We start from the raw sequence: 21,994 nt of genomic DNA, 5'->3' as shown, positions 1-21,994 counted from the left end.
CGTTATAGAGCCCTATGACACGGTCTTGGTCACATCCTTAACCGACGTCGCAAATTCTCCACTCATTCGCAGTGTTCTGCCGATGGATCTCAGGCTCGATGTCTGGCTGTCGATCATACGACTACTGCTCTGCGGCGGGGAGTATTTTCCGCCGGGACTGATCCGTCAGGCAAAAACCCGCGACCCCAAGGCAGCCTATCCAAACAGCGGCATTGCGCAGACCCACATGGTCAATATGGCCGAACTGACCACACGTGAATCGCAGATCCTGGGAATGGTTTCTCATGGCCTCCAAAACAAGCTGATTGCTGCAGAGTGTGGATTGTCCGAGCATACCGTCAAAATCCACCTGCATCACATCATTCGGAAATTGGGTGTCCACAACAGAACGGAAGCCGCAGCACGCTTTCGCAACCTCCATGACAGCGCAAGAGCGATAGTTGAGAACTGAACCGGGATGCAGCCGGGCCATTCCCATGCTGAGCCGGAACCAGAAATAAGGCCAGACAGCATGGGCGAGCACTCCGGCTGGAAAACGATGGCGCGTGGATAACGGATCGTGGACTAAATTGGTCACACCGCGTGATGGCGCAGCTCACTCCACAACCCGTTACCAACCAATGCCCGCACCGGTCCAGTGGACGTCTGTTGATAACCCGATCGGACCGAACAGACGGGGCACGCAACACCTTGAACCCCTGAGAAGGGCCGCAGCAAAGATCGATCCGGCTCTCGGCCGCGGCTCTATGCCGCTGGAGTTGGTTCGCCCAGCGAGAGCATCAACCGGTTTGCCCAGTTGAAGAAAGCTGCACCATGGATCGTATCGGCGATTTCGAGATCCCCGAGACCTTCCGACCGCAGCCGTTCGATGTCAGTTTCGCCGAATGTAGAAGGGGTTTCCGTCAGCGCGACCGAGACCTGGGTGATCGCATTCCAGCGACCGCTGCCGAGATCGGCGTCCGTTCCTTTATCAAGCAGTCTCTGCACATCGCCGTTACGCTTGGAATGGTGCGAAGCAAAGCGGGAATGAACCGATGCGCAGAAGATGCAGCCGTTGAAACGCGAGGCGGCCGCAGCGGCAAGCTCGCGTTCCGCCCGGGGCAGACCCGCCTTGGTATTGTAGAAAATGTCCTTGTCCGTCTTGGTGCGTGCCTCAAGGATTTCCGGATCGCGGGCAAGCAGCATGAAATAGGGCGATTTCGAGCGTGAGACATCGACGAGCCCCGCCCAGTGCCGATCGGACAAATCCTCTTCTGAAAGCGGCTGCAGCCATGGCGTCCAGCCGATCTCAGCTTGAGTGAAAACGGCCGGGCGATTTTCGATGGTCGGGTTGATAACGGTCTCGGTCATATGTTGTTTCCTTATTCGGCTGCCGTTGCGGATGCGAGAACGCCCTCGCCCGCCTGGGAAAGTGCTGCGAGACCGGCCGCCACGCGGATCTGGAAGGCAAGGAATGCGACGATCTGCGACAGGGTAACAACCGCCGTCGTTGTCCATCCGGCATCGAGCAATACCTGCAAGGCCTCAGGACTTGCTTCGCGCGGCCGATAGACCAGCAGATGACTATGTTCCAAAGCAGCCGCGAGTTTTTGCCCGAGAGCCGCATGGCCGGATTCCGATACGGTGAAGGCCGGTCCCGGCTTGTCTTCGCTGGACAGTGGGCCGGACGGATAGTTTCCGTAGGGCCCTTGGGCCTGGCCGGCTTCGATTTCGCTTTTCACCGCAGCAATCAGCGGCGCGCCGCCATCGACGCCAGAGGCATAGAATGTCTCGGCTGCGTCCGCGCTGTGCAATCCGGCGACAAAGGTCGCGACGAGGAGCCGTTCGATCCGCGTGACATCGCCTTCGTGCCCCGGCTCGAACAATGCGAGATAGCTTTTCTGGGCGTTGGCGCGTGTTTCGGGCCGTTCCTTGCGGATGCGATCGACGAACGATCCGGAGTGGATATCTGCCAGACGGTCGATGATGTCAGGTGTGGGTACAGTCATGGTCGTTGCCTTTCTTTAAAAAACGGAAATCACGCGGTTGCGGCCAGCTGGCGCCGCTGCTGTACGGGCGGCTGACCGGCCCAGCCGAGCGCCGGGGCGACGACGGTTGCGGTCAGTTCCAGCGAGCGCAGAATGTGCTCGTGGGGTGGATCCACCGAGTGCACCTGGAAGACCAGATCAGTGACACGCGACAGCGCGGTGTCGGCCCGCAACGAAGCGATCACATCGTCGGGCGTCCCCACATGCACGTCAAAAGCCTTGATCAAGTCGGCGGTGGTCGTCCCCGTGACGATGTGGCCGCTGGCGACGAAGCGTTCGCGGATGCGCTGCAATCCCAGTTCGGCGAAATGCAGCGCTTCCTTGCGGTCATCGGCGACAAACAGGCTTCTGGACCCAAGGATGCGCGGGGTTCTGCCTTTCGGTAGGTTGGCGAAATAGGCGTCGAGGATCGGGTTCTGCAGATCCCAAAGTGCGGCTTGCTGGGCCTCGGGCGGACGTGGCTGCGTGCGCGACAGCATCAGACCGTCGCCATCGCGCCCGGCACGCTCGCCGCCGCCAACCGAAAAGGTTGCCTGCCAGATGCGGTCCAGCAGATGCGGCGCTGTCGGATAGAGCCGGTTACCGCCGATAAGCCCCCGGCCAGCCCAGGCATCGCGCACAGTGGCAAGGCTTTTGGCGTAGACGGCTCCCCGGTCAGCACTTTCCAGTCCGAACGGCAAAAATGCCTGAGGTGATCCGCCGGTACCGAAACCGATCTCCAGTCGCCCATTCGACAGGATGTCGAGCACTGCCGTATCTTCGGCAACGCGCACCGCGGCCTCCATCGGCAAGGTTATCACGCCGGTGCCAAGCCGAATGCGAGAGGTCCGTGCTGCCAGCTCGGCGAGGAAAATCAGCGGTGCAGGGAGCCCGCCTTCGGCTGCATCGAAATGGTGCTGGGCCACCCAGGCGCTGTCGAAGCCGAGCTTTTCGGCATGAATGATCTGTTCGCCAACAAGGCGGTATCGGGTCGCCGCATCGCCATGATCGAGAACGCGGCTGAAAAAGCCGAGCCGTTTGGACTGGACGGGATGTGTCATTACAGATTTCCTGAATTCGTCGAGATTGGCCGATTGGCAAGCAGCGGGTATTTCTTGCCGGGAATGGCGTCGATCAGTTCCCGGGTATATGCGCTCTGTGGGTGTGCGAAGACGTCTTCGACAGAACCGCCTTCCACGATCTTTCCGCCATTGAGGACGCTGACGGTGTCGGATATCTGGCGCACCACCGCGAGGTCATGCGAGACGAAGAGATAGGTGAGGCCAAGGTCGCGCTGCAGCGTATCGAGCAATGACAGGATCTGCGCCTGCACGGTCACGTCGAGCGCCGATACGGCTTCGTCGAGAATCAGGATCTGCGGGTTGAGAACCAGCGCACGGGCGATGGCGACGCGCTGGCGTTGGCCGCCGGACAGCGCATGCGGCCGGCGCTGCAGCACGTCGAGCGGCAACCCGACCTTCTCGATGGTGCTGGCGACGACCTCGGCACGTTTGGACCGCGCTATGGGTTCGAAATTCAGCAACGGCTCTTCGACGATCCTAGCGATCGTCTGTCGCGGGTCGAGCGAGCCGAACGGATTTTGATAGACGAGCTGGATCTTTTTGCGCAGCAGTCTCAACGTTTCGCGCGGTGGCGCGGAAAGATCGATGCCGTCGACAATCACATTACCGGCGGTCGGCTTTTGAAAGGCTGCGACGGTCCGGATCGTCGTCGTTTTTCCTGAACCTGACTCGCCAACCAGCGCATGCGTGGTACCGCGCCGGACACGGAAGGACACATGATCGAGGGCGCGAAGACCCTTGTCCTTGCCGCCAAGGCCGAAATCTTGGACCAGTCCTTCGACGATGATGATGTCGGCGGCTGCTTCTCCCTGAGTAGGTTTAGCAACGGCGGCAACGCGACGCTGCCGTATGTTGAGCGAGGGCGCGTCGGCCAACAGCCGCTGCGTATAAGCGCTTTGCGGGTTGGCCAGAATATCGGCGGTCAGACCCTGTTCCTGGATGCGTCCCTGCTTCAGTACGATCAGCCTGTCGGAGCGGTCGGCGGCGACACCGAGATCATGGGTGACAAGCAGCACGGCCGTGCCATATTCCCGCCGAAGCTCGTCGATGAGATCGAGAATGTGCTTTTGCACCGTCACATCAAGCGCGCTGGTCGGCTCGTCGGCGATGATCAGCGATGGTTTGAGTGCAATGGCGATGGCGATCAGCACGCGCTGCTTCATGCCGCCAGACAGTTCGTGTGGATATTGTCTTGCCCGAAGCGCCGGCTGGTTGAGGCCGACGCGTTCGAGCAGTTCGATGGCACGCGCATCGGCTAAAGCGCTGGAAGCCTTGCGGTGGATAACAAGGATTTCCGCGACCTGTTTGCCGATCGTCTTGACCGGATTGAGCGAATTGCCCGGGTCCTGCGGCACAAGGCTGATCACCGATCCGCGTATGCCGTCGAGCCTTTTCTGCGGCCAGCCGGCAATCTCCTGGCGGTTTAGCCGGATGCTGCCGCTTTCGAGCCGTCCATTATCCGGGAGAAGGCCGATGATGGCTTGGGCTGTCGAACTTTTGCCGGATCCTGATTCGCCGACGAGAGCCACCACCTCACCGGGAGCAACGCTGAAGTCGATGCCATGAACGGCAGTCCGCGTGCCGCTCTGGTCACGATAGGAAATGGTCAGGCCGGACACGTCCAGAACCGGAGACGGAAGAACAGTGCCTTCCAAGCGGCCTCCATGAGAAATGGTCATTGCTGCGCCCTCCCGATTGCCTGGCTTACGCGATTGACCGAGAGAACCACCAGCACCACCACGATGCCGGGTGCTGCCGTCAGCCACCATGCGGTTGCAATGTAGTTGCGGCCCTCGGCAATCAGCAGGCCCCATTCCGGTGTCGGCGGCGGTGCGCCGTAGCCGAGGAAACCGAGAGTGGAAATCTGCAGGATGGCGGAGCCGACCTGAAGCGCGGTGAAGGCGATCACCGATGTCAGCGAGTTCGGCAGGACATGGCGCCAAAGGACCTTGAAGAAGGTACCGCCGCTGCCGAAAGCGGCCTCGACATATTCGCTGCGCCGGACGCTGACGACCTCCGAGCGGACGAGGCGGGCAAAACTCGCAATCGAGGTGAAACCGACGGCGATGGCGGCGTTGACGGTGCCGAAACCAAGCAGGATGATGATGCTGAGCGACAAAAGCAGCACGGGGATCGATAGAAGAACATCGACGAGGCGCATGATGACCTCATCGATCCAACCTCCGACCGAGCCAGCGATCACACCGAGGGTGGTGCCGACGAACAACCCTATCGCCACGGCGGCGATTGCCCCGGACAGTGAGTGAACGGCGCCATAGACGAGGCGCGTATAGAGATCGCGGCCGAGGGAATCCGTTCCGAGGAGATGGAGCGTGCTTGGCGCCTTCAGCTGCTGGCCCGGCAAGCCTTGAACCGGGTCATAGGATGTGAACAGGCCGGGCGCGACAGCCCAGAGCAGCGCGATTGCGAGTATAATATAGGCAAGGACCAGACCCGGCTGGATCCGGATAGCGTAGGAGCGCGCTTTCGCAGGTTCCCCGATGGTTGCCGCGGCGGCAGGTGCCGGGGAAATCCAGTCTAGCGGATTTGGGCTGTCGATATTGCGATGCCGTTCGGTCGTATCGAGAATGGTCATGCCACGCCCCCAAGTTTTGCTTTCAACCGTGGATCAAGTACCGGATAGAGCAGATCGACGGCGAGGTTGATGGTGACGAAGGCTGCGGCAGAGATCACCACAATGGCTTGCAGCACCGCCACGTCCTGAAAATTGACAGCCTGTTCCGCCAGGCTGCCGATGCCGTTGAGGCCGAACACCGTTTCGGTGATGACAGCTCCCGCCAGCAACTCGCCGAACAGCACGCCGGCGACGGTCAGCACAGGCAGGAAGGCGTTCTTGGCGACATGCCGCCAGAGCACGAAGGTGTGCGAAGCACCTTTGGCACGGGCAACGGAGACGAATGGCCGCGTCAGCACCTCGTCGATGTTGCGCAGGAGGATTTGCGCCATGGGTGCTGAGATCGGCAGTGCGATGGTGAGAACAGGCAGGACCAACCCTTCCCACTGACCCGGATTGATCACCGGCACCAGCCTGAGCCGGAAGGAAAAAATCTGGATCAGAGTGATGCCGAGCCAGAAGGTCGGGATAGAAACGAAGAGCGACGGAAGCGACTGGATGATGGAGCGCAGACGGCCAAAGCCGGGAAGATTGGACAGGACCGCGATGATCATCGCAAGCAGAGTTGCGGCGGCAAAGGCAAGCCCGGCAAGCCGGATCGTCGATGGCAGGTTGGCCGCCAACTGGGCGCTGACCGCGACGCCGGCCTGCAGGGAATAACCGAAGTCGCCGGTGAGGAAATTACCGATCGTGTGGACATATTGCAGCACGACCGAGCCATCGGCGTCGTAGGCGGCGCGGATATCGGCGATCTGTTCGGCGCTCAATCCATATTCCGGGTTCTGGAATTTGATCAGCACCGCATCGCCGGGCATTGCCTGCAGCAGCACGAAGGAAATCGTAAACGCTGCCCAAAGGACGAGCAACGCCTGCCCCACCCGCGAGAAAATGTATTTTGCCATTCGTTATCCGCCTTGTCGTTGCAGCTGGCCCGGCAAAGCACCGGGCCAACTTGGAGCCTTTAGTGTTCGGCAAGCCAGGTGCTGTAGAAGCGCGGGCGGCCAACAGCTTCAAAATCGACGCCCTGCAGATAAGGCGCGCCCGCATAGGCCTGCGGCTCTTCGAAGATCGGGATCGCATAGGCCTGGTCGAGCACGTAGGTCTGCACCTCGCCGGCAATCAACAGCCGTTTTTCGCGGTTTGGCTCAGAAGAGAGCGCTTCGAGCAAACCATTCAGCTTGTCATCGACGAAGGATTTGACCTTGTCGCTCGGACCACCCTTCTGGCGCAGCACATCGCGGTTCTTCGGATAGTACTGGCTCTTGATCACGTCCGGATCGGCACGGCCGACCATGGCAGGCGAGACCGGGGTTTTAGCCGGATCGAGATCATCGACGGTCCTGCTGCCGGCGTCGCCAGCCAGAACGTTCAGCGTCACGCCGAGCTTGGCCCATTGTTGGGAGACGAGCTGCAGAGTTGCCTTGTTTTGCGGTTGTGGCGGCGATTCATAAGCCGTCAACACCAGCGGCTGGCCATCCTTTTCGCGGATGCCGTCGGCGCCCGCGATCCAGCCGGCTTCGTCAAGTAGCTTTGTCGCCTTGGCCGGATCAAAGGTCAGCTTTGCTGACAGATCGACATAACCCTGAGCCGTCGAGGCGAGGATCGACTTGGCCTGCGGATAGTTGGCCGAGAACAACGTCGAGATGATTTCCTGCGCATTGGTGCCATGCAGCAGCGCCTGGCGGACGCGGACATCGGCAACCAGCGGGTTGTCCGGACGGAAGACGACGCTGTTGTTGACGCCACGTGTCGGTGCTGCGTAAATCTTGTAGCCCTGCCCCTCGACTTGCGCCTCATCATAGGCCTGCACCTGGCGGATGAAGTCTGCCTGTCCAGACAGCAGAGCGCCGATACGCACGCCGTCTTCGCCGGTGATGACGTATTTGATGCCATCGAGATAGGCACGGCCCTGATGTTCGATCTTTGCCGGCCCCCAAACGTAGTCCTCGCGCACCTTCAGCGACAGTTCCTTGCCAAGCGTTTCGCTTTCGACGACGAACGGTCCGGACCCGATGATCTTGGTGGCATCGCCAAGCTGCTCGAAGGGCAGCGCCAGGGTCGCCAGAGAAACGAGGCCTGAACCGATGACCGATGTTCCCTGCAGGAAGCCTGGTGATGGTTTCTTGAAATAAAATTTGACGGTCAACGGGTCGATGACTTCGCTGCGATCATAGTTGTTGATGACTTCGGAGACCGGCTGCTTCAGCTCCTTGTTGCCGAGACCGAACGTATCGAAGTTCTTGGCCACGGCATTGGCATCAAGCGGCGAGCCGTCGGAGAAGGTCACGCCCTTGCGCAGCTTGAATGTGTATTCCGTGGCGCCGTCGTTGACCGTCCAGGATTCGGCGACCCAGGGTTCTATCTCCAACGTCTTCGGGTTCTGATAGGTCAGTTTGTCGGTGATCTGGTTGAGCACGCCGCCATTCGGATAGAAGCCGCCGGCCGGTGGATACAGGTTGGTGTGCGGCTGCTGTTCCAGATAGATTAGCGTTCCGCCCTGCTCCGGCTTGGCAGTATCCAGCGCAAAGGCGGCGGACGAAGCCAGCGACATTAAGACCGCACTGATTGCGGTTGCCGCCTTGAATTTTCCCGAAATTCCCATTGAATATCCTCAAATTGTAAGCTGAGGAAAAGGGTAGACCAACCGGGTTTTTTATCAATATATTCTATTGAATTAGTGTTCTATTTTATCTGCACCCCGTGGAAGAAAGGGATCGCCGAACGCCATTTCTCGGCAACAAGGGCCCTAGCGGCATCGAAAATCCGACGGCCACCGTTTTGAAATCCCGCCCATCGCTTTCGCTATGCGGCCTGTAGGCGTGCGGTCCCGCTCCACATCTGTGCGGCGGTGGTGTGAAGCCCGCGATGACGGTCGGCTGGAACATCGCGCCGAGGTATAATGAACAGCTTGGCGAACGGATCATGAATGGAACCGGGCAGACATAAGTCCTTTTACAATACGTCCCTTGGTCGGTCGGTTGATGGGAATTCACCGCCCGGTTGCTCAGCATTGTGCGAACGATGTCCGACGCCGGGCATGAAATCGCGCTTCACGGACCCCGTAGGCTCGTGGTTTACCGGTGCCTGGGCGTCTGTCGTCTTCCTCCTCTTCAAAATGCCGGTCGTCGCGGTGCATGAGCGCGACAATGGCCCGCATTCCCCGGCGAGCTTCACCGCTACAAGCTTCTCATAGAGGCTGAATATTCGTGCTTGCATTCATGCTCTCCGGTTTCAGGAGGAACACCTTAACTCGGCCTCCAGGAAACCTGGCAGCAGGCCAGAAAGTCCGGCAGGTCATTTTATAGGTCCTGAACCTGGATAAAAACCCCCGGTAATATAGCGGCAATTATGGGCGCCTAGAAAACTGAACAGCCACCCGATGAACCTCGACGGTTCGCGATAATGAGATCGGTTACGGCTTGGAAAAAAGGAACCGTAGTTATGGCTCTCAAGTGGGCGAAGAGGCTGGTTGTCGCCGGGCTCGTCTTGGAAATAGGTTATTTTGCTGTGCGCTATACCGAACCCGCATGGGGAGCGTCCGGGTCGAACGAGCAGGTGAAAGAGGCTGTGACGGCCCCCCGCCTCGACAAGCCACTGGAGCTTGCCCGTATGGAGGTCACGAGCATCAATCCCGCACGCATGGTTGAGCGGTTGCGTGTCAGTGGCGAGCTTCGGCCCATCAATCGTGTCGTCCTGCGCGCAAGAGACAGTGGGAAGGTTCAGGATATCAGCGCGCGCGAGGGCCAAGCCGTCAGAACTGGCGATGTCTTGGTTCGCTTCGAGACGAATGAGCTGCAATCCGCGCTCGAACAGCGTGAAAGCGACCACGATGTTGCTCACGCTGAATTGCTTCTGGCGATGCAAACACTCACGAGGATTGTCCAGCTCGTTCAAAAGAACGTGGCCGCCGAGGACCGTCTCGACAAGGCAAAAAGCGAGATCGCTTCCACAACAGCCCGGCTTCGAGGTCTCTCGGCCCAGGTGGACATGGCGCGTACGGCTTTGCACGACGCTCAGGTTTTCGCACCTTTCGATGGTGTCGTCTCGAAGCGGTCGGTTGATCAGGGCGCTCGTGTGAGCGCGGACGCGGAACTCTTCACCATTGTCGACACGACCACTCTGGAAGCAAAAGTGCTGGTCTCCACGCGCGACGTGCCCCGTGTTTCCACCGGACAAACGGCTGAGCTGCAGATTGACGGGTTTGGCAAACAATCATTCAGCGGACGCGTGGTCCGGATCAGCCCCGTCGCAGACGATGGCACACGCTTAGTGCCTGTCTACATCAGGCTGTCCAACCCCAGTAGGCAGTTGGTGGGTGGAATGTTCGCCACCGGCTCGATCCTGCTTCGCCAAAATGAGGATAGAATCGTCATCCCCGCAGCGTCGTTGCGGAAGGGCGAAACGGGAGCCTATGTCCTGAAGCTGGAAAAGGGATATCTGGTTCGGCAACCGGTGACCGTGGGGTCGAAGTGGGACGAGGGGGAGAGCCTTGAGATATCCGATGGTCTGGCAGCCGGTGACATGATCGTCACCGTGCCGCTGCCTGAGCTCCAACCGCACACTCCTGTCACGATCTCAGAGGCTGGCTGACATGTTTCTGACCCGCATTTCGATCAACCACCCGGTGTTCGCCACCATGATGATGGTCGTGTTGCTTGTATTCGGTGCATTTTCCTACGGGCGTCTCGGGATCGACGAATTTCCAAACATAGATGTTCCCGTTGTTGTTGTGTCGACGAGCTATCCTGGCGCGACACCAGAGACGGTTGAGAGAGAGGTGACCAGACAGGTCGAGGAAGCATTGAACACAATCAGTGGCCTCGATAAGGTTACATCGACCTCCTACGAAGGAAAATCCGTCGTCGTCGCGATGTTTAAGCTCGAGGTCCAAAGCGCGGATGCGGCTCAAGACGTCCGCGAAAAAGTGGCAGCCCTTGAAGCTGACTTTCCGAAAGGGGCAGAAACGCCCGTCGTGTCGCGGGCGAACCCAGCGGACACGCCTATACTTTCGATTGCTGTCAGCTCCGCATCGCTTGGGGTGCCGGAGCTGACAGCCATTGCCGACAAGCGGGTGGTTAGCCAACTCACCACAGTTCCTGGTGTTGGACAGGTCACTCTGGTCGGCGACCAGAAACGGCAGGTAGACATCGTCATTGATGAAACGCGGCTGCGCGCCCTGGGCGTCGGTGTTGCCGAGGTCATCCACAGTCTGCGAACCAGCAACCAGAACATGTCTGCCGGAAGCATCGTCAGCCATGTTGCGGAGCGCACTATTCAAGTTCAGGGGCGAACGTCGGAACCCAAGGATTTTCTGGACATGATCGTCGCCCGGCGCGGCGGTGGCCCAGTCTATCTCGGCGATGTCGCCACGGTGAAGGTCGGCTCGGCGGATCTCGAAAGTCGCGCGATCTACAATGGCAAAACTGCCCTCGCAATGGATATTGTCAAAATCCAGAATGCAAATACCGTCCAGGTCGTGGCGGACATCCGCAAGCGGCTTGATCAATTGAACGCTGAACTAAACACCAAAGACATACAGCTTCAGATCATCACCGACACCTCAATCCCCATTCAGGAATCGCTCACTCAGGTCCGGTCTACGCTGATTGAAGGAGCGGCACTGGCGGTTGCTATCGTCTTCCTTTTCCTCAATTCGTGGAGAAGTACGGTGATCACAGGACTTACCCTTCCAATCGCGATGGTGGGGACCCTCGCAGTCATCAGCTTCCTGGGCTTTACGCTCAATACGCTGAGCCTGCTTGCCTTGACACTCTCGATCGGGATTCTCGTCGATGACGCGATCGTGGTACGCGAAAACATCACGCGCCATCTTCATATGGGCAAATCCCATCTGAGAGCGGCCTTCGACGGAACCAATGAAATCGGGTTGGCGGTGACAGCAACGACCGCTACCATCGTGGCGGTCTTTCTCCCCGTCGCGTTCATGGACGGGATGGTTGGCCGCTTCTTTTACGAGTTCGGGGTGACCGTTTCCGCCGCCGTGCTGATCTCGCTCTTCGTCGCCTTCACGCTCGACCCGATGCTCTCCAGCGTCTGGCATGATCCTGATGCTGAACCAGATGCAAAACGCGGTTGGATTGGCCGGCTCATTGCGCGTTTCGATCATGTTTTTGAGAGGCTCGCCGATCGCTATCGGGGGATCATCCGGTGGACGTTGCAACATCGCCTGACGACCCTGGTCTTGACCGGCGGCGTGTTCGTCGGAAGCATTTTCATGGTTCCATTGGTCGGTGTCGAGTTCGTGCCGACTGCGGATGTCGGCCGCTTTCAAATCAACGTGACGGTGCCGGCAGGCTCGTCATTGGATTACACGAACGCCAAAGTTGGACAGGTCGAGAAGGCACTGCATGAATTTCCGGAGGTCGCGTCTCTTTACTCGATGATCAACACCGGCAGTGCGGCGGGCAAACATAAAGCTGTGGTTCTTGTCACTCTCCAACCTCAGAAGCAACGAAAGCGCACGCCTGTCATGTTGGCAGATCCGGTCCGTAAGCGTCTTTCCCTCATACCCGGAATTCAAATCTCCATCACCCAAGGTGGCCTCGGTGGAGGTGCGAGCCCGATCCAGTTGAGCGTACTGGGTGACGATCTCGCAGTGCTGGAAAAGATTGGCGCGGACCTGGTTGCCAGAATGCGTCGAATTCCCGGAGTGGTCGACATCAATTCAAGCGCCAAAGAAGCAAAACCCATCCTTTCAGTCCAGCTGAAGCGTGAACAGGCCAGCGACCTTGGGATCGGCGTCTCTGAATTGGCTGGAATGCTCTCACCTCTCGTTGGTGGTGAGGTTGTCTCCACCTGGACGGATACGGTTGGAGACACCTATGACATTGTCGCCCGGCTTCAATACGACCAACGGGCCAGTGCCGCTGCCATTGGCGAGCTTATGATGACGACCCCGAACCGTGACGCGGACGGCCGTCCACAAATGGTCCAGCTGGATCAGGTCGCCGACATCGCGGTCGTACAAACTGCCTCTGAAATTCGCCGTTTGGGCATGTCACGGGAAATTCTGGTTTCGGCCGATATCTCTAACCGGGCATCCGGTGACATCATGGTAGAACTGGACGCCGTCATTGCAGAGCAAAAATTGCCGGCTGGCTACCAAATAACGTTTGGGGGCGACGCCGAAGAGATTGGGGAAATGACCGGCAACCTGATCAAAGCTCTGATCATGGCAGTGCTTCTTATCTATGTTGTCCTGGCGTCGCAGTTTGCGAGTTTTACCCAACCGATCGCGATCATGGCCGCACTTCCCCTATCCTTGATCGGTGTTTTGATTGGCCTGCTGCTCGCTGGTAGTACAATCAATATGTTCTCGATGATCGGCTTCATCATGCTCATGGGCCTTGTCACCAAAAACGGCATTCTGTTGGTCGATTTCGCCAATCGGGAACGTCTCCGGGGATTGTCCCTCACCGATGCTCTGGTCAGTGCCGGGGCCGTTAGGTTTCGCCCGATCATCATGACGACACTCGCCATGATTTTTGGCATGATCCCGCTTGCGATGGCAGCCGCTGGCGGGGGCGCGCAAAGAGCGCCAATGGCACATGCCGTCATCGGCGGACTTGTTAGCTCCACCATCCTGACCCTTATCGTGGTCCCGGTGATGTTGTCCTACATCGATAGCCTGACGCGCTGGCTTTCGCGTGCGATGCAGACGCGCAGCATCGCCGGAAATGAACAGCCTGGGACAAAGGGAGCCGAATGAACCATAGCCCGGTACTTCATTTCCTGACCAGGCATCTCCTGTCGGTCTTCATTTTGACGGCACTTCTCAGCGGGCCAGTCTCTATGATGGTTGTCCTATCAAGGAGGTTTTACATGTAGCGCGACGGTTTCCGCAAAGCTTTCCCATGGCGGAGGATACGCTGTCCGCACGTGGCGTCATCCTCGCTCACCAGACATGAGGTCTACGAGCGAGGACATTGCGTGTCAACGATCCCCCTAATGCCTGAGCGACCGGGTAAAGCGCGCGGCCTGCAAGACAGCCCATTATTGCGACAGGCGTGCGACGGCACCGGAGCGAGGCTGGATGGACAGGTCCTCGTCCTCCAGCCCGGTCTCGAGGCTTTGCAGGATTGGGCAATGGGGGCGGTGGTCGCCGTTGCAGGTATTGACCAGCATTGTCAGCGTATGGGCCATATCCTGAAGGCCCTTGATCTTCTTGTGCAGTTCGTCGATGTGGCCCTGTGCCAGGCGCTTGACCTCGGCGCTTTGCCGGGTGTCGTCTCGCCACAGGCCAAGAAGATCGCTGATCTCGGCAACCGAGAACCCCAAATCACGTGCGCGGCGGATGAAGCGCAGCATATGGACGTCGGTGTCGGAATAATCGCGGTAGCCGGACGACTTCCGGTCAGCGGCCGGTATGAGGCCGGTCTGCTCGTAGTAGCGGATCATCTTGGCCGAAACGCCCGATGCTTTTGATGCCTGTCCGATGTTCATCAGTCTTCTCCCTGGAATGGCGCGGCAGCCGGCCCGAATATGGGGACGGTTGCCGCAGCTTGTCAGTGCACCATCTTGAACCTGCGCAGCCGCAGTGCATTGCCGAGCACGAACACACTCGATAGTGCCATGGCGCCAGCGGCAAAGACCGGCGATAGCAAGATGCCGTAGGCCGGATAGAGCAGGCCCGCCGCAACCGGAATCAGAGCCGTATTATAGGCAAACGCCCAGAACAGGTTCTGCCGGATGTTGCCGATCGTCGCTTTTGACAGGGCGATCGCGTTCGGGACGCCCTGTAGACTGCCCGACATCAGCACCACGTCCGCCGCCTCGATGGCGATGTCCGTGCCTGTGCCGATGGCGAGACCCACGTCCGCTTCGGCCAGCGCCGGGGCGTCGTTGATGCCATCGCCGACGAAGGCGATCTTGCCATACTTGGCCCTCAGCCGGCGAACAGCATCGACCTTACCGTCCGGCAGCACTTCCGCCACCACCTCGTCGATCCCGAGCCGCGCCGCGATCGCCTTTGCCGTGCGGGCATTGTCGCCGGTGATCATCGCGACCTTGAGGCCAAGAGCATGCAGGGCCTTGATCGCCGCAGGTGTTGCCTCCTTGATCGGGTCGGCCACGGCGATGATTGCCGCGAGCTTGCCGTCGATTGCGGCATACAGTGGCGACTTGCCCTCGTCGCCCAGACGTTCTGCGACCTTGGAGAAAGCTGCCACATCAAGGCCGAGTTCGACCATGTAGCGGTCGGCGCCGATCTCGACACGCTTGCCGTCAACCTTGGCCTTGACGCCAAAGCCTGTCACGGATTCAAAGTCCGAAACGGCTGGCAGCGAAATGTCTTCCGCAATGGCAGCGTCCACGATCGCACTGGCAATCGGATGTTCCGACTTGGCCTCGACGGCCGCGACAAGACTGAGGACGGCCGGACGGTTAAAGCCATCCGCCAGTTCCAGATCGGTCAGGGCCGGCTTGCCCGCAGTCAGAGTACCGGTCTTGTCGAGCGCCACGACCTTGGCATCCTTCAGCGACTGGAGGGCTTCTCCCTTGCGGAACACCACACCGAGTTCCGCGCCCCGGCCGGTGCCCACCATGATGGAGGTCGGCGTTGCCAGACCCATGGCGCACGGGCAGGCGATGATCAGCACGGCAACCGCATTGACCAGCGCGAAGGTAAGCGCCGGCGACGGGCCGAACGAGAGCCAGGCCGCAAAGGTCAGCGCCGCGACCGCAAAGACTGCCGGTACGAACCACATGGTGACCTTGTCGACCAGCGCCTGGATCGGCAGCTTGGAGCCCTGAGCCTCCTCGACCATACGGATGATCTGCGACAGTACCGTATTGCCGCCGACCGCCGTGGCACGGAACGCGAACGCGCCCTTCTGGTTGACCGTGCCGCCGACGATCTGACTGCCCGCCGACTTGGAAACCGGGATCGGCTCGCCGGTAATCATCGATTCATCGACATAGCTGGCGCCTTCGACCACTTCGCCATCGACGGGCAGACGTTCACCGGGGCGAACCTCGACGATATCGCCTGATACAACCGAACCGATCGGCAGATCGACCGTCTTGCCGTCCTTGCGGACGCGCGCCGTCTTGGCTTGAAGCCCGGCCAGGCGCTTGATCGCTTCGGATGTCCGGCCCTTGGCGCGGGCCTCGAGCAGGCGGCCGAGCAGAATAAGCGTCACGATGACGGCGGCGGCTTCAAAATAGACGTTGATCGTTCCAGGCGGCAGGAAGCCGGGCGCGAAGGTTGCGACCAGCGAATAGCCATAGGCTGCAAGCGAACCGACGGCCACGAGCGAGTTCATGTCGGGAGCAAGCCGCCAGAGCGCCGGCAGTCCCTTGTCATAAAACCGGATGCCCGGAATGAACAGCACCAGTGTTGTCAGCGCGAACTGGATGTACCAGCTCCACTGCATGCCGATCGTCGATTCGATCAGGCCATGTACGCCCGGGATCAGATGCGATCCCATCTCGATCAGAAAGATCGGCGCCGTCAGCACCGCTGCGATGGTAAAGTCACGGGTCAGTTCACGCCGCTCTGCGTCCTTCTTTTCTGCGCGCTCGGCGTTCTCGCCCTCGCCGCCATAGCCGGCGGCCGTGCCGATGACCTTTGCGTCGTAACCGGCATCTTCAATCGCGGCAATCAGGGCCGCCGCATCGGCGGTTCCGCGGATCGTGGCCCGCTCTGTCGCCAGATTGACGATTGCCTCCGTCACGCCGGGGATTGCCTTCAGCGCGCGCTCGACGCGGCCAACGCAGGATGCGCAGGTCATGCCCTCGATCGATAGCTCCGTGGGACCTGCCGCACCGGCAGATTTAACCGGCACGGAATAACCGGCGTTTTCGACAGCCTCGACAAGCTTTGCACGGGGAACTGCCGACGTGGTCGTGATGCTCGCGCGTTCCGTCGCCAGGTTGACCGATACGGTCTCAACGCCGGGGACGGCTTTCAATGCTCGTTCTATACGACCGACGCAGGACGCGCAGGTCATGCCCTCGATGGGTAGCGATAGCGTTGAAAACAAGTCTGTTGATCGAACGGGGGCATTCATAGCCGCCTCCTTTTCTCGTTCCGAAATTCAGGTTCGGATAGAAGATGGGGCTTCCAACCATGGGAAGGTCAATAGCAAACTTTCCCGTTAAACGCCACTTGACCTTCCCATGGTTGGAAGCCCCATCTTCCACGTCATCAGTCCCAAACAAGGAGAATGTCAATGGACCTCAAAATCGAAAATATGACCTGCGGCGGCTGCGCCAGATCCGTCACCAAGGCGATCCAGTCCATCGACCCCAATGCCGGGATCGAGACCAATCCCGCCGCACGCACTGTCAAGGTCGAAACAACAGCAACCTCAGCAGCCCTTCAAAAGGCTCTCGAAGAAGCCGGCTATCCGGCAACAACGAACTGAGCGAAGGCGGCATCAAGAACAAAGATACGCCGCTCTTTATCGCGTGCGCGGGCGTTTTCGCGCCCGCGGGGGCGTCGGTTGAGCACCGGCGTCCCAATTCTCCGATAGCTGATAACGGCCAATGGCGTCTTGATAGGCTCATGAAATCACCCCTCACCTACCATTAAGAGGCGCGATTGAGACATCGGTTTGCCGTCGTGGGAGCATCACTCGGGCATGCGGGAAAAACTTTGCTGACAACCTCCAGTTTACGTTGACGCGGCCCAAAACTCGGTGCTAATTCGCCACCGACGGTTCCCCGAGTGATGACTCTGAGGGGATTAATAGGGAACACGGTGAGGACGACCCAAGAGGGACCGAAACCGTGGCTGCCCCCGCAACTGTAAGCGGATTGCCTATCATCCTTGTGACGCCGGAAGGTGTCATGCCACTGGAAGAAATTCCGGGAAGGCAGATGAGAGCAGACATCCGTGAGCCAGGAGACCTGCCGTCATAAGATCGATCCAACGTCACGGGCGGGGATGCCCTGTACAGGAGATAGTGATGACGGTTTCCAACCGAACCTGCAGCGCGTTCACGCGCATTCTCCCGGATTTCCCATCCCGCTGCATCTGTCTCATTTCGGGCTGAAAGGCTTTGGCGACCGATTGCATCGCGCGCGGTGCTGCAGGTCGCAATGTCCCATGCCCTCACCGAATCCGCCTTGAAGCGTAAGTCATCCGGAGGACCATATGTTCGTACTCAAATCGATTGCCATGCTGGCCAGCGCCGCTGTCTTTGTTTCGCTCGCAGCGACCCAGGCTTTCGCGGAAAAGACCGCGTATCCGCTGACGCTCGACAATTGCGGCCGCAAGATCACCATCAACAAGGCGCCAGAGCGGGCAGTCTCGATCGGTCAGAGCACCACCGAAATTCTCTATCTGCTCGGCGTTCACGAGAAGGTCGTCGGCACCGCGCTTTGGATCGGCCCGGTCCTCAAGCAATATGAGGAGATCAATTCCAAGATCGAGCGGCTCGCCGACAACGATCCGAGCTTCGAGAGTGTCATCGGTAAAAAGCCTGATCTGGTTACGGCCCAATTCCAGTGGATGATTGGACCTGAAGGGGTCGTCGGAAAGCCTGAACAGTTCGAAGAGCTTGGCATTCCGGCTTATATTTCTCCGTCGGATTGCAACGGAAAGGACAATTCTGCCGGCGATGACGGTGTCCGGCTGAAACCCTTCGACATGGACCTAATCTATCGCGAAATCGCAGAACTCGCCAAAATCTATGACGTCCAGGATCAGGGTGCGAAGGTGATCGCCGATCTGAAGGCGCGCGAAAACGCTGCCCGCAAGAAGATTTCTGCCGCCAACGACAAGCTTTCGGCCGTATTCTGGTTCTCGAGCGCCGAAACGGACATTGATCCCTATGTCGCAGGCAAGTACGGCGCGCCGGGCTATATCCTGCGCACGCTCGGCGTCAAGAACGTCATCGAGAGCGATGAGGAATGGCCGACGGTCGGCTGGGAAACCATCGCGAAATCCAATCCGACGTTCATCATCGCCGGAAAGCTGACACGTCGCCGCTTCCCCGCCGATGACATCGCCGTCAAGCTTGAGTTCCTGAAGACAGACCCTGTCGCCAGCCTCATGGCCGCCGTCAAGGATGGTCGTGTCGTCGAGATGGACGCACAGTCGATGAACCCGACGATCCGTACGATCGAAGGCATCGAAGTCCTGGCCGATGCGATCGCGGCATCCGGGCTCAACAGGTGATCGCGATCATTTCATCGCTGTCGAAGACAGGCGCCATTTTGCTGGCGCTTGTCATTCTGCTCGCTGCGCTCTGGCTGGGCGCGGCCATCGGCGAGACCGCAATTCCGATGGAGATTGTTGCCAAGACGGCCGCAAACCGCCTGTGGAACGCAGGATACCCGCTTGATCCCATCGACCAGGGTATCGTCTGGAACTACCGGATGAGCCGTGCCGTGGTTGCTGCGTGTTGCGGTTCGGCACTCGCGGTGTCCGGCGTAGTTTTGCAGGCGCTGCTGAGGAATCCGCTCGCCGACCCCTATATTCTAGGCATTTCCGCCGGCGCTTCGACAGGCGCGGTCGGCGTTGCCATTCTCGGATTTGGGGCGGGCTTCCTGACCATGCCTGCGGGGGCATTCTTCGGCGCGCTTGTCGCCTTCGGTCTTGTCAGCCTGTTAGCCTTGCGAGCAGGGCGCGGCACCAGCGCCATCATTCTTGCCGGTGTGGCCGGCTCCCAGCTTTTCAATGCATTGACGTCCTTCATCGTGACCAAGGCAGCCAATGCGGAACAGGCTCGCGGCATCATGTTCTGGCTGCTCGGCAATCTCTCAGGCGTCAGATGGACTGATGTCTGGCTCGCTTTCCCCTGCGTGGTCGTTGGGATCGCTGTCTGCCTTTGGCAGGCGCGTGCACTGGATGCCTTCACCTTCGGCTCGGAATCGGCCGCCTCGCTCGGTATCAATGTCCGCCGCGTCTATGCAGTGCTGATCGGCATTTCGGCGCTGATGACGGCGGTGATGGTGAGCATTGTCGGCTCGATCGGCTTCATGGGTCTCGTCATTCCGCATGCGGCCCGCATGGTCGTCGGTGTGAGACATGGATTGCTGATCCCGGCTTCCGCCCTGATCGGCGCTGTGTTCATGATCGCGGCGGACATCATCTCCCGCGTCATCATTCCCGGCCAGGTCCTGCCAATCGGCGTCATTACCGCGCTGGTGGGTGCGCCGGCCTTTGCTCTTATCCTCGGTCGCAGGCGGGTCTCAGCATGAAACTCTCGGCGCATAATGTTTCCTGGTCTGCCGGGGGCGTCACCATCCTTCAGGATGTCTCGCTCGATGTCGCGCCGGGCGAGTTTCTGGGCATCGTCGGCCCCAATGGCTCGGGAAAAACCAGTCTGATGTCGCTACTCTCCGGCATCCGAAAACCGCGCTCCGGCGAAGTCCTGCTCGACGGACAACGGCTCCAGACCCTCGGTCGTCGCGAAATCGCCCAGAGGATCGCGCTTGTGGAACAGCAGGCCGAGACCGCCGAGCGGATCACGGCGCGCCAAGCCGTGGAACTTGGCCGTACGCCGCATCTCGGGCCCCTGTCCGCATGGTCGGGCAAAGACGATGCCATCGTCGACGAGGCAATCCGCAATGTCGATATGGAGAGATTTGCGAAACGCTGGTGGCACACGCTGTCTGGCGGCGAACGCCAGAGGCTTCATATTGCCCGCGCCCTCGCCCAGCAGCCTTCGATCCTGCTGCTGGATGAGCCGACCAATCATCTCGATATCGGTCATCAGATCGGTCTTTTGCATCTGGTCAAAGAGCAAAATTTGACCGTGGTCGCCGCACTGCACGACCTCAACCATGCCGCCATGTTCTGTGATCGCATTGCCGTCATGAAGAGCGGCATGCTGGTGGCGCTGGGATCTCCACGCCAGGTTCTGGAAGCCCAGCGCATCAAGTCCGTGTTCGGTATCGATGCCGATATCGAACATGAGGGCGATGCAGGCTGCCATATACGATACCGCCCACCCGGCCCCTCCATTCCCGCCCAACAGCCCCTCCGGAGACTATCATGACTGCGATCGCCAGAGCCGTATTGGCCGCAACTCTCATTCTGTCGGCTGCTTTTCCTGCCTCGGCCGAAACATTCGAGGTCAAGATGCGCAATCGTGGAGACAAGGGATCGATGGTGTTCGAACCCGACTATCTGGAACTGAAATCCGGCGACCGCGTCAAATTCATCGCCACCAACAAGAGCCACAATGCCGCATCGATCGACGGCATGGTTCCGGACGGCTATCCAGGGTTCAAAGGAAAAATCAACGAGGAGATTGAGGTCACATTCGATCAGGACGGCTTCTATGGAATCAAGTGTTCGCCGCATTTCGGCATGGGCATGGTGATGCTGATCAGGGTGGGAGACGCCGCACTGTCTGACGATATCCGCGCGTTCGACGTCCCGGCACGTGCCCGGGCGCGCTTCGATGCCATGTTCGCCGGCGTCGACGCAAAGGCCGACGGGAAATGAACAGCACTTATCGGCCGAATGCGGATCTCAAGGAAGATATTAGAGCCTACTGGTCTGAACGCTCGAAGACCTTCGATCAGGATTTTGGGCATCGCATTCCCGAAGGACCCGAGTTCGACGCCTGGGCGAACGCGATCCGCGCGCAACTGGGTGACAAGCCGCTCAAGATTCTGGAGCTTGCCTGCGGTACAGGTGAGGTCACCCGTGTCCTGCTATCGATGGGGCATACGGTGACGGCGCTGGATTTCTCCGAACCCATGCTGGCCACCGCCAAGGTCAAGCACCAGGGCAATGCGCGGGCATATTTCATTCTCGCCGACGCGGAAAACACGATGGAGCCCGACGAAAGCTACGATGCCATCGTCAACCGTCACCTCGTCTGGACGCTGACTGACCCGGCCATGGCCTTCGCCGACTGGCATCGTGTGCTGCGACCTGATGGCAAGCTGCTGTTCTTCGACGGAAACTGGGCTGGACCCAGCAGGCTGGGGCGTTTGGCACTGCGCATCATCGCGGTCATGGACCGGGTCACGGGCGCAAGCACACATCTCGACGGCGGGCTGGGTGCACGGCACACCGAGATCATGCAGAGGCTTCCATTCAGCAACGGTCTCTCACCGTCCGCCGTCGTCCCGCTGCTTGATCGGGCGGGCTTCGCCGATATTGAAGTCACTTCGCAGCGATCGATCGCGCGGGGTCAACGTGACCGTGCCAATATCCGTAACAAACTTCGCACTCTGGTCTACAACAAGTTCGTCCTATCCTGCACCAAATCAGCATAGGCCGGGGCGGTGAAGGCCGTACGCTACCAGGCGTCAAAGACCATTCCGCCATATCCTCCATGGCGACG

19 protein-coding genes and 1 riboswitch are annotated in these 21,994 nt (G+C 59.5%); of the genes, 10 read left to right on the top strand and 9 right to left on the bottom strand.

The annotated features are described in order from the left end of the window. Positions 1 to 451: response regulator transcription factor (locus tag R6X40_RS18700; protein ID WP_318415294.1), on the top strand; the 451-nt coding region annotated here is incomplete at its 5' end. A 293-nt stretch (positions 452 to 744) separates the two neighbouring features. On the opposite strand, the gene R6X40_RS18690 is transcribed toward R6X40_RS18700, so the two are convergent. From R6X40_RS18690 to R6X40_RS18660, 7 genes are read right to left on the bottom strand one after another with little or no spacing between them, the layout of a single operon-like run. Beyond that, positions 745 to 1,350 carry an alkylhydroperoxidase domain protein gene (locus tag R6X40_RS18690; protein WP_318415293.1) on the bottom strand — a complete coding sequence of 202 codons (606 nt, stop codon included), beginning with the start codon at positions 1,348 to 1,350 and terminating at the stop codon, positions 745 to 747. Between the two features lie 11 nt (positions 1,351 to 1,361). Next, positions 1,362 to 1,988: a CMD domain protein gene (locus R6X40_RS18685; protein ID WP_318415292.1), complete on the bottom strand. Its 627-nt coding sequence runs from the start codon at positions 1,986 to 1,988 to the stop codon at positions 1,362 to 1,364. A 29-nt stretch (positions 1,989 to 2,017) separates the two neighbouring features. Then, positions 2,018 to 3,067, bottom strand: a complete 1,050-nt coding sequence (locus tag R6X40_RS18680; protein WP_318415291.1) for a putative FMN-dependent luciferase-like monooxygenase — start codon at positions 3,065 to 3,067, stop codon at positions 2,018 to 2,020. Continuing rightward, a complete protein-coding gene (locus tag R6X40_RS18675; protein WP_318415290.1) occupies positions 3,067 to 4,767 on the bottom strand; it encodes an ABC transporter ATP-binding protein in 1,701 nt (566 codons plus the stop codon). Before R6X40_RS18675 ends, R6X40_RS18680 begins: the two co-directional genes overlap by 1 nt. Further along, positions 4,764 to 5,684, bottom strand: coding sequence for an ABC transporter permease (locus R6X40_RS18670; RefSeq protein WP_318415289.1), 921 nt, complete (start codon positions 5,682 to 5,684; stop codon positions 4,764 to 4,766). The genes R6X40_RS18675 and R6X40_RS18670 overlap by 4 nt, the downstream gene beginning before the upstream one ends. Then, complete coding sequence (locus tag R6X40_RS18665) at positions 5,681 to 6,625, bottom strand: ABC transporter permease (RefSeq protein ID WP_318415288.1); 945 nt, start codon at positions 6,623 to 6,625, stop codon at positions 5,681 to 5,683. The genes R6X40_RS18670 and R6X40_RS18665 overlap by 4 nt, the downstream gene beginning before the upstream one ends. A gap of 59 nt (positions 6,626 to 6,684) precedes the next feature. Further along, positions 6,685 to 8,325 carry a TIGR04028 family ABC transporter substrate-binding protein gene (locus tag R6X40_RS18660; RefSeq protein WP_412178410.1) on the bottom strand — a complete coding sequence of 547 codons (1,641 nt, stop codon included), beginning with the start codon at positions 8,323 to 8,325 and terminating at the stop codon, positions 6,685 to 6,687. Between the two features lie 435 nt (positions 8,326 to 8,760). Here R6X40_RS18660 and R6X40_RS18655 point away from each other — a divergent pair, with 435 nt between their 5' ends. The 3 genes from R6X40_RS18655 to R6X40_RS18645 all read left to right on the top strand — a co-directional run bounded on the left by R6X40_RS18655 (position 8,761) and on the right by R6X40_RS18645 (position 13,452). Then, positions 8,761 to 8,916 carry a hypothetical protein gene (locus R6X40_RS18655; RefSeq protein ID WP_318415287.1) on the top strand — a complete coding sequence of 52 codons (156 nt, stop codon included), beginning with the start codon at positions 8,761 to 8,763 and terminating at the stop codon, positions 8,914 to 8,916. Positions 8,917 to 9,164: 248 nt separating this feature from the next. Beyond that, positions 9,165 to 10,313 carry an efflux RND transporter periplasmic adaptor subunit gene (locus tag R6X40_RS18650; protein ID WP_318415286.1) on the top strand — a complete coding sequence of 383 codons (1,149 nt, stop codon included), beginning with the start codon at positions 9,165 to 9,167 and terminating at the stop codon, positions 10,311 to 10,313. 1 nt (position 10,314) lies between these two features. Next, entirely contained in the window at positions 10,315 to 13,452 is a 3,138-nt protein-coding gene (locus tag R6X40_RS18645) for an efflux RND transporter permease subunit (protein WP_318415285.1), read from the top strand. A gap of 284 nt (positions 13,453 to 13,736) precedes the next feature. Here the strand turns inward: R6X40_RS18645 and cueR are convergent, their stop codons facing one another. Continuing rightward, positions 13,737 to 14,186: a Cu(I)-responsive transcriptional regulator gene (gene cueR, locus R6X40_RS18640; protein ID WP_318415284.1), complete on the bottom strand. Its 450-nt coding sequence runs from the start codon at positions 14,184 to 14,186 to the stop codon at positions 13,737 to 13,739. A 62-nt stretch (positions 14,187 to 14,248) separates the two neighbouring features. Next, entirely contained in the window at positions 14,249 to 16,753 is a 2,505-nt protein-coding gene (locus R6X40_RS18635) for a heavy metal translocating P-type ATPase (protein WP_318415283.1), read from the bottom strand. 162 nt (positions 16,754 to 16,915) lie between these two features. Between R6X40_RS18635 and R6X40_RS18630 the strand changes: the two genes are divergently transcribed. The 6 genes from R6X40_RS18630 to R6X40_RS18605 all read left to right on the top strand — a co-directional run bounded on the left by R6X40_RS18630 (position 16,916) and on the right by R6X40_RS18605 (position 21,926). After that, positions 16,916 to 17,110 (top strand): heavy-metal-associated domain-containing protein, encoded by a 195-nt coding sequence (locus tag R6X40_RS18630; protein WP_318415282.1) that lies wholly within the window; start codon positions 16,916 to 16,918, stop codon positions 17,108 to 17,110. A gap of 274 nt (positions 17,111 to 17,384) precedes the next feature. Next, a riboswitch (cobalamin riboswitch) is annotated at positions 17,385 to 17,617 on the top strand. Between the two features lie 248 nt (positions 17,618 to 17,865). Next, entirely contained in the window at positions 17,866 to 18,867 is a 1,002-nt protein-coding gene (locus R6X40_RS18625) for an ABC transporter substrate-binding protein (RefSeq protein WP_412178415.1), read from the top strand. After that, complete coding sequence (locus R6X40_RS18620; protein WP_318415280.1) at positions 18,864 to 19,892, top strand: iron ABC transporter permease; 1,029 nt, start codon at positions 18,864 to 18,866, stop codon at positions 19,890 to 19,892. Before R6X40_RS18625 ends, R6X40_RS18620 begins: the two co-directional genes overlap by 4 nt. Then, a complete protein-coding gene (locus tag R6X40_RS18615; protein WP_318415279.1) occupies positions 19,889 to 20,692 on the top strand; it encodes an ABC transporter ATP-binding protein in 804 nt (267 codons plus the stop codon). The genes R6X40_RS18620 and R6X40_RS18615 overlap by 4 nt, the downstream gene beginning before the upstream one ends. Then, positions 20,689 to 21,144 carry a pseudoazurin gene (locus R6X40_RS18610; protein WP_318415278.1) on the top strand — a complete coding sequence of 152 codons (456 nt, stop codon included), beginning with the start codon at positions 20,689 to 20,691 and terminating at the stop codon, positions 21,142 to 21,144. The genes R6X40_RS18615 and R6X40_RS18610 overlap by 4 nt, the downstream gene beginning before the upstream one ends. Continuing rightward, a complete protein-coding gene (locus R6X40_RS18605) occupies positions 21,141 to 21,926 on the top strand; it encodes a class I SAM-dependent methyltransferase (protein WP_318415277.1) in 786 nt (261 codons plus the stop codon). The genes R6X40_RS18610 and R6X40_RS18605 overlap by 4 nt, the downstream gene beginning before the upstream one ends. Positions 21,927 to 21,994 lie beyond the last annotated feature (68 nt).

It is taken from the genome of Rhizobium sp. PL01, from assembly GCF_033447125.1.
GTDB lineage: Bacteria > Pseudomonadota > Alphaproteobacteria > Rhizobiales > Rhizobiaceae > Pararhizobium.
This window is presented reverse-complemented; position numbering and strand designations above follow the sequence as displayed.

Coding starts and splice junctions, on each gene's coding strand:
- R6X40_RS18670 (WP_318415289.1), bottom strand. CDS start 5,684: ATGACCATTCTCGATACGACCGAACGGCATCGCAATATCGACAGCCCA.
- R6X40_RS18665 (WP_318415288.1), bottom strand. CDS start 6,625: ATGGCAAAATACATTTTCTCGCGGGTGGGGCAGGCGTTGCTCGTCCTT.
- R6X40_RS18660 (WP_412178410.1), bottom strand. CDS start 8,325: ATGGGAATTTCGGGAAAATTCAAGGCGGCAACCGCAATCAGTGCGGTC.
- R6X40_RS18625 (WP_412178415.1), top strand. CDS start 17,866: ATGCTGGCCAGCGCCGCTGTCTTTGTTTCGCTCGCAGCGACCCAGGCT.
- R6X40_RS18685 (WP_318415292.1), bottom strand. CDS start 1,988: ATGACTGTACCCACACCTGACATCATCGACCGTCTGGCAGATATCCAC.
- R6X40_RS18655 (WP_318415287.1), top strand. CDS start 8,761: ATGAAATCGCGCTTCACGGACCCCGTAGGCTCGTGGTTTACCGGTGCC.
- R6X40_RS18635 (WP_318415283.1), bottom strand. CDS start 16,753: ATGAATGCCCCCGTTCGATCAACAGACTTGTTTTCAACGCTATCGCTA.
- R6X40_RS18630 (WP_318415282.1), top strand. CDS start 16,916: ATGGACCTCAAAATCGAAAATATGACCTGCGGCGGCTGCGCCAGATCC.
- cueR (WP_318415284.1), bottom strand. CDS start 14,186: ATGAACATCGGACAGGCATCAAAAGCATCGGGCGTTTCGGCCAAGATG.
- R6X40_RS18650 (WP_318415286.1), top strand. CDS start 9,165: ATGGCTCTCAAGTGGGCGAAGAGGCTGGTTGTCGCCGGGCTCGTCTTG.
- R6X40_RS18605 (WP_318415277.1), top strand. CDS start 21,141: ATGAACAGCACTTATCGGCCGAATGCGGATCTCAAGGAAGATATTAGA.
- R6X40_RS18680 (WP_318415291.1), bottom strand. CDS start 3,067: ATGACACATCCCGTCCAGTCCAAACGGCTCGGCTTTTTCAGCCGCGTT.
- R6X40_RS18690 (WP_318415293.1), bottom strand. CDS start 1,350: ATGACCGAGACCGTTATCAACCCGACCATCGAAAATCGCCCGGCCGTT.
- R6X40_RS18645 (WP_318415285.1), top strand. CDS start 10,315: ATGTTTCTGACCCGCATTTCGATCAACCACCCGGTGTTCGCCACCATG.
- R6X40_RS18610 (WP_318415278.1), top strand. CDS start 20,689: ATGACTGCGATCGCCAGAGCCGTATTGGCCGCAACTCTCATTCTGTCG.
- R6X40_RS18615 (WP_318415279.1), top strand. CDS start 19,889: ATGAAACTCTCGGCGCATAATGTTTCCTGGTCTGCCGGGGGCGTCACC.
- R6X40_RS18675 (WP_318415290.1), bottom strand. CDS start 4,767: ATGACCATTTCTCATGGAGGCCGCTTGGAAGGCACTGTTCTTCCGTCT.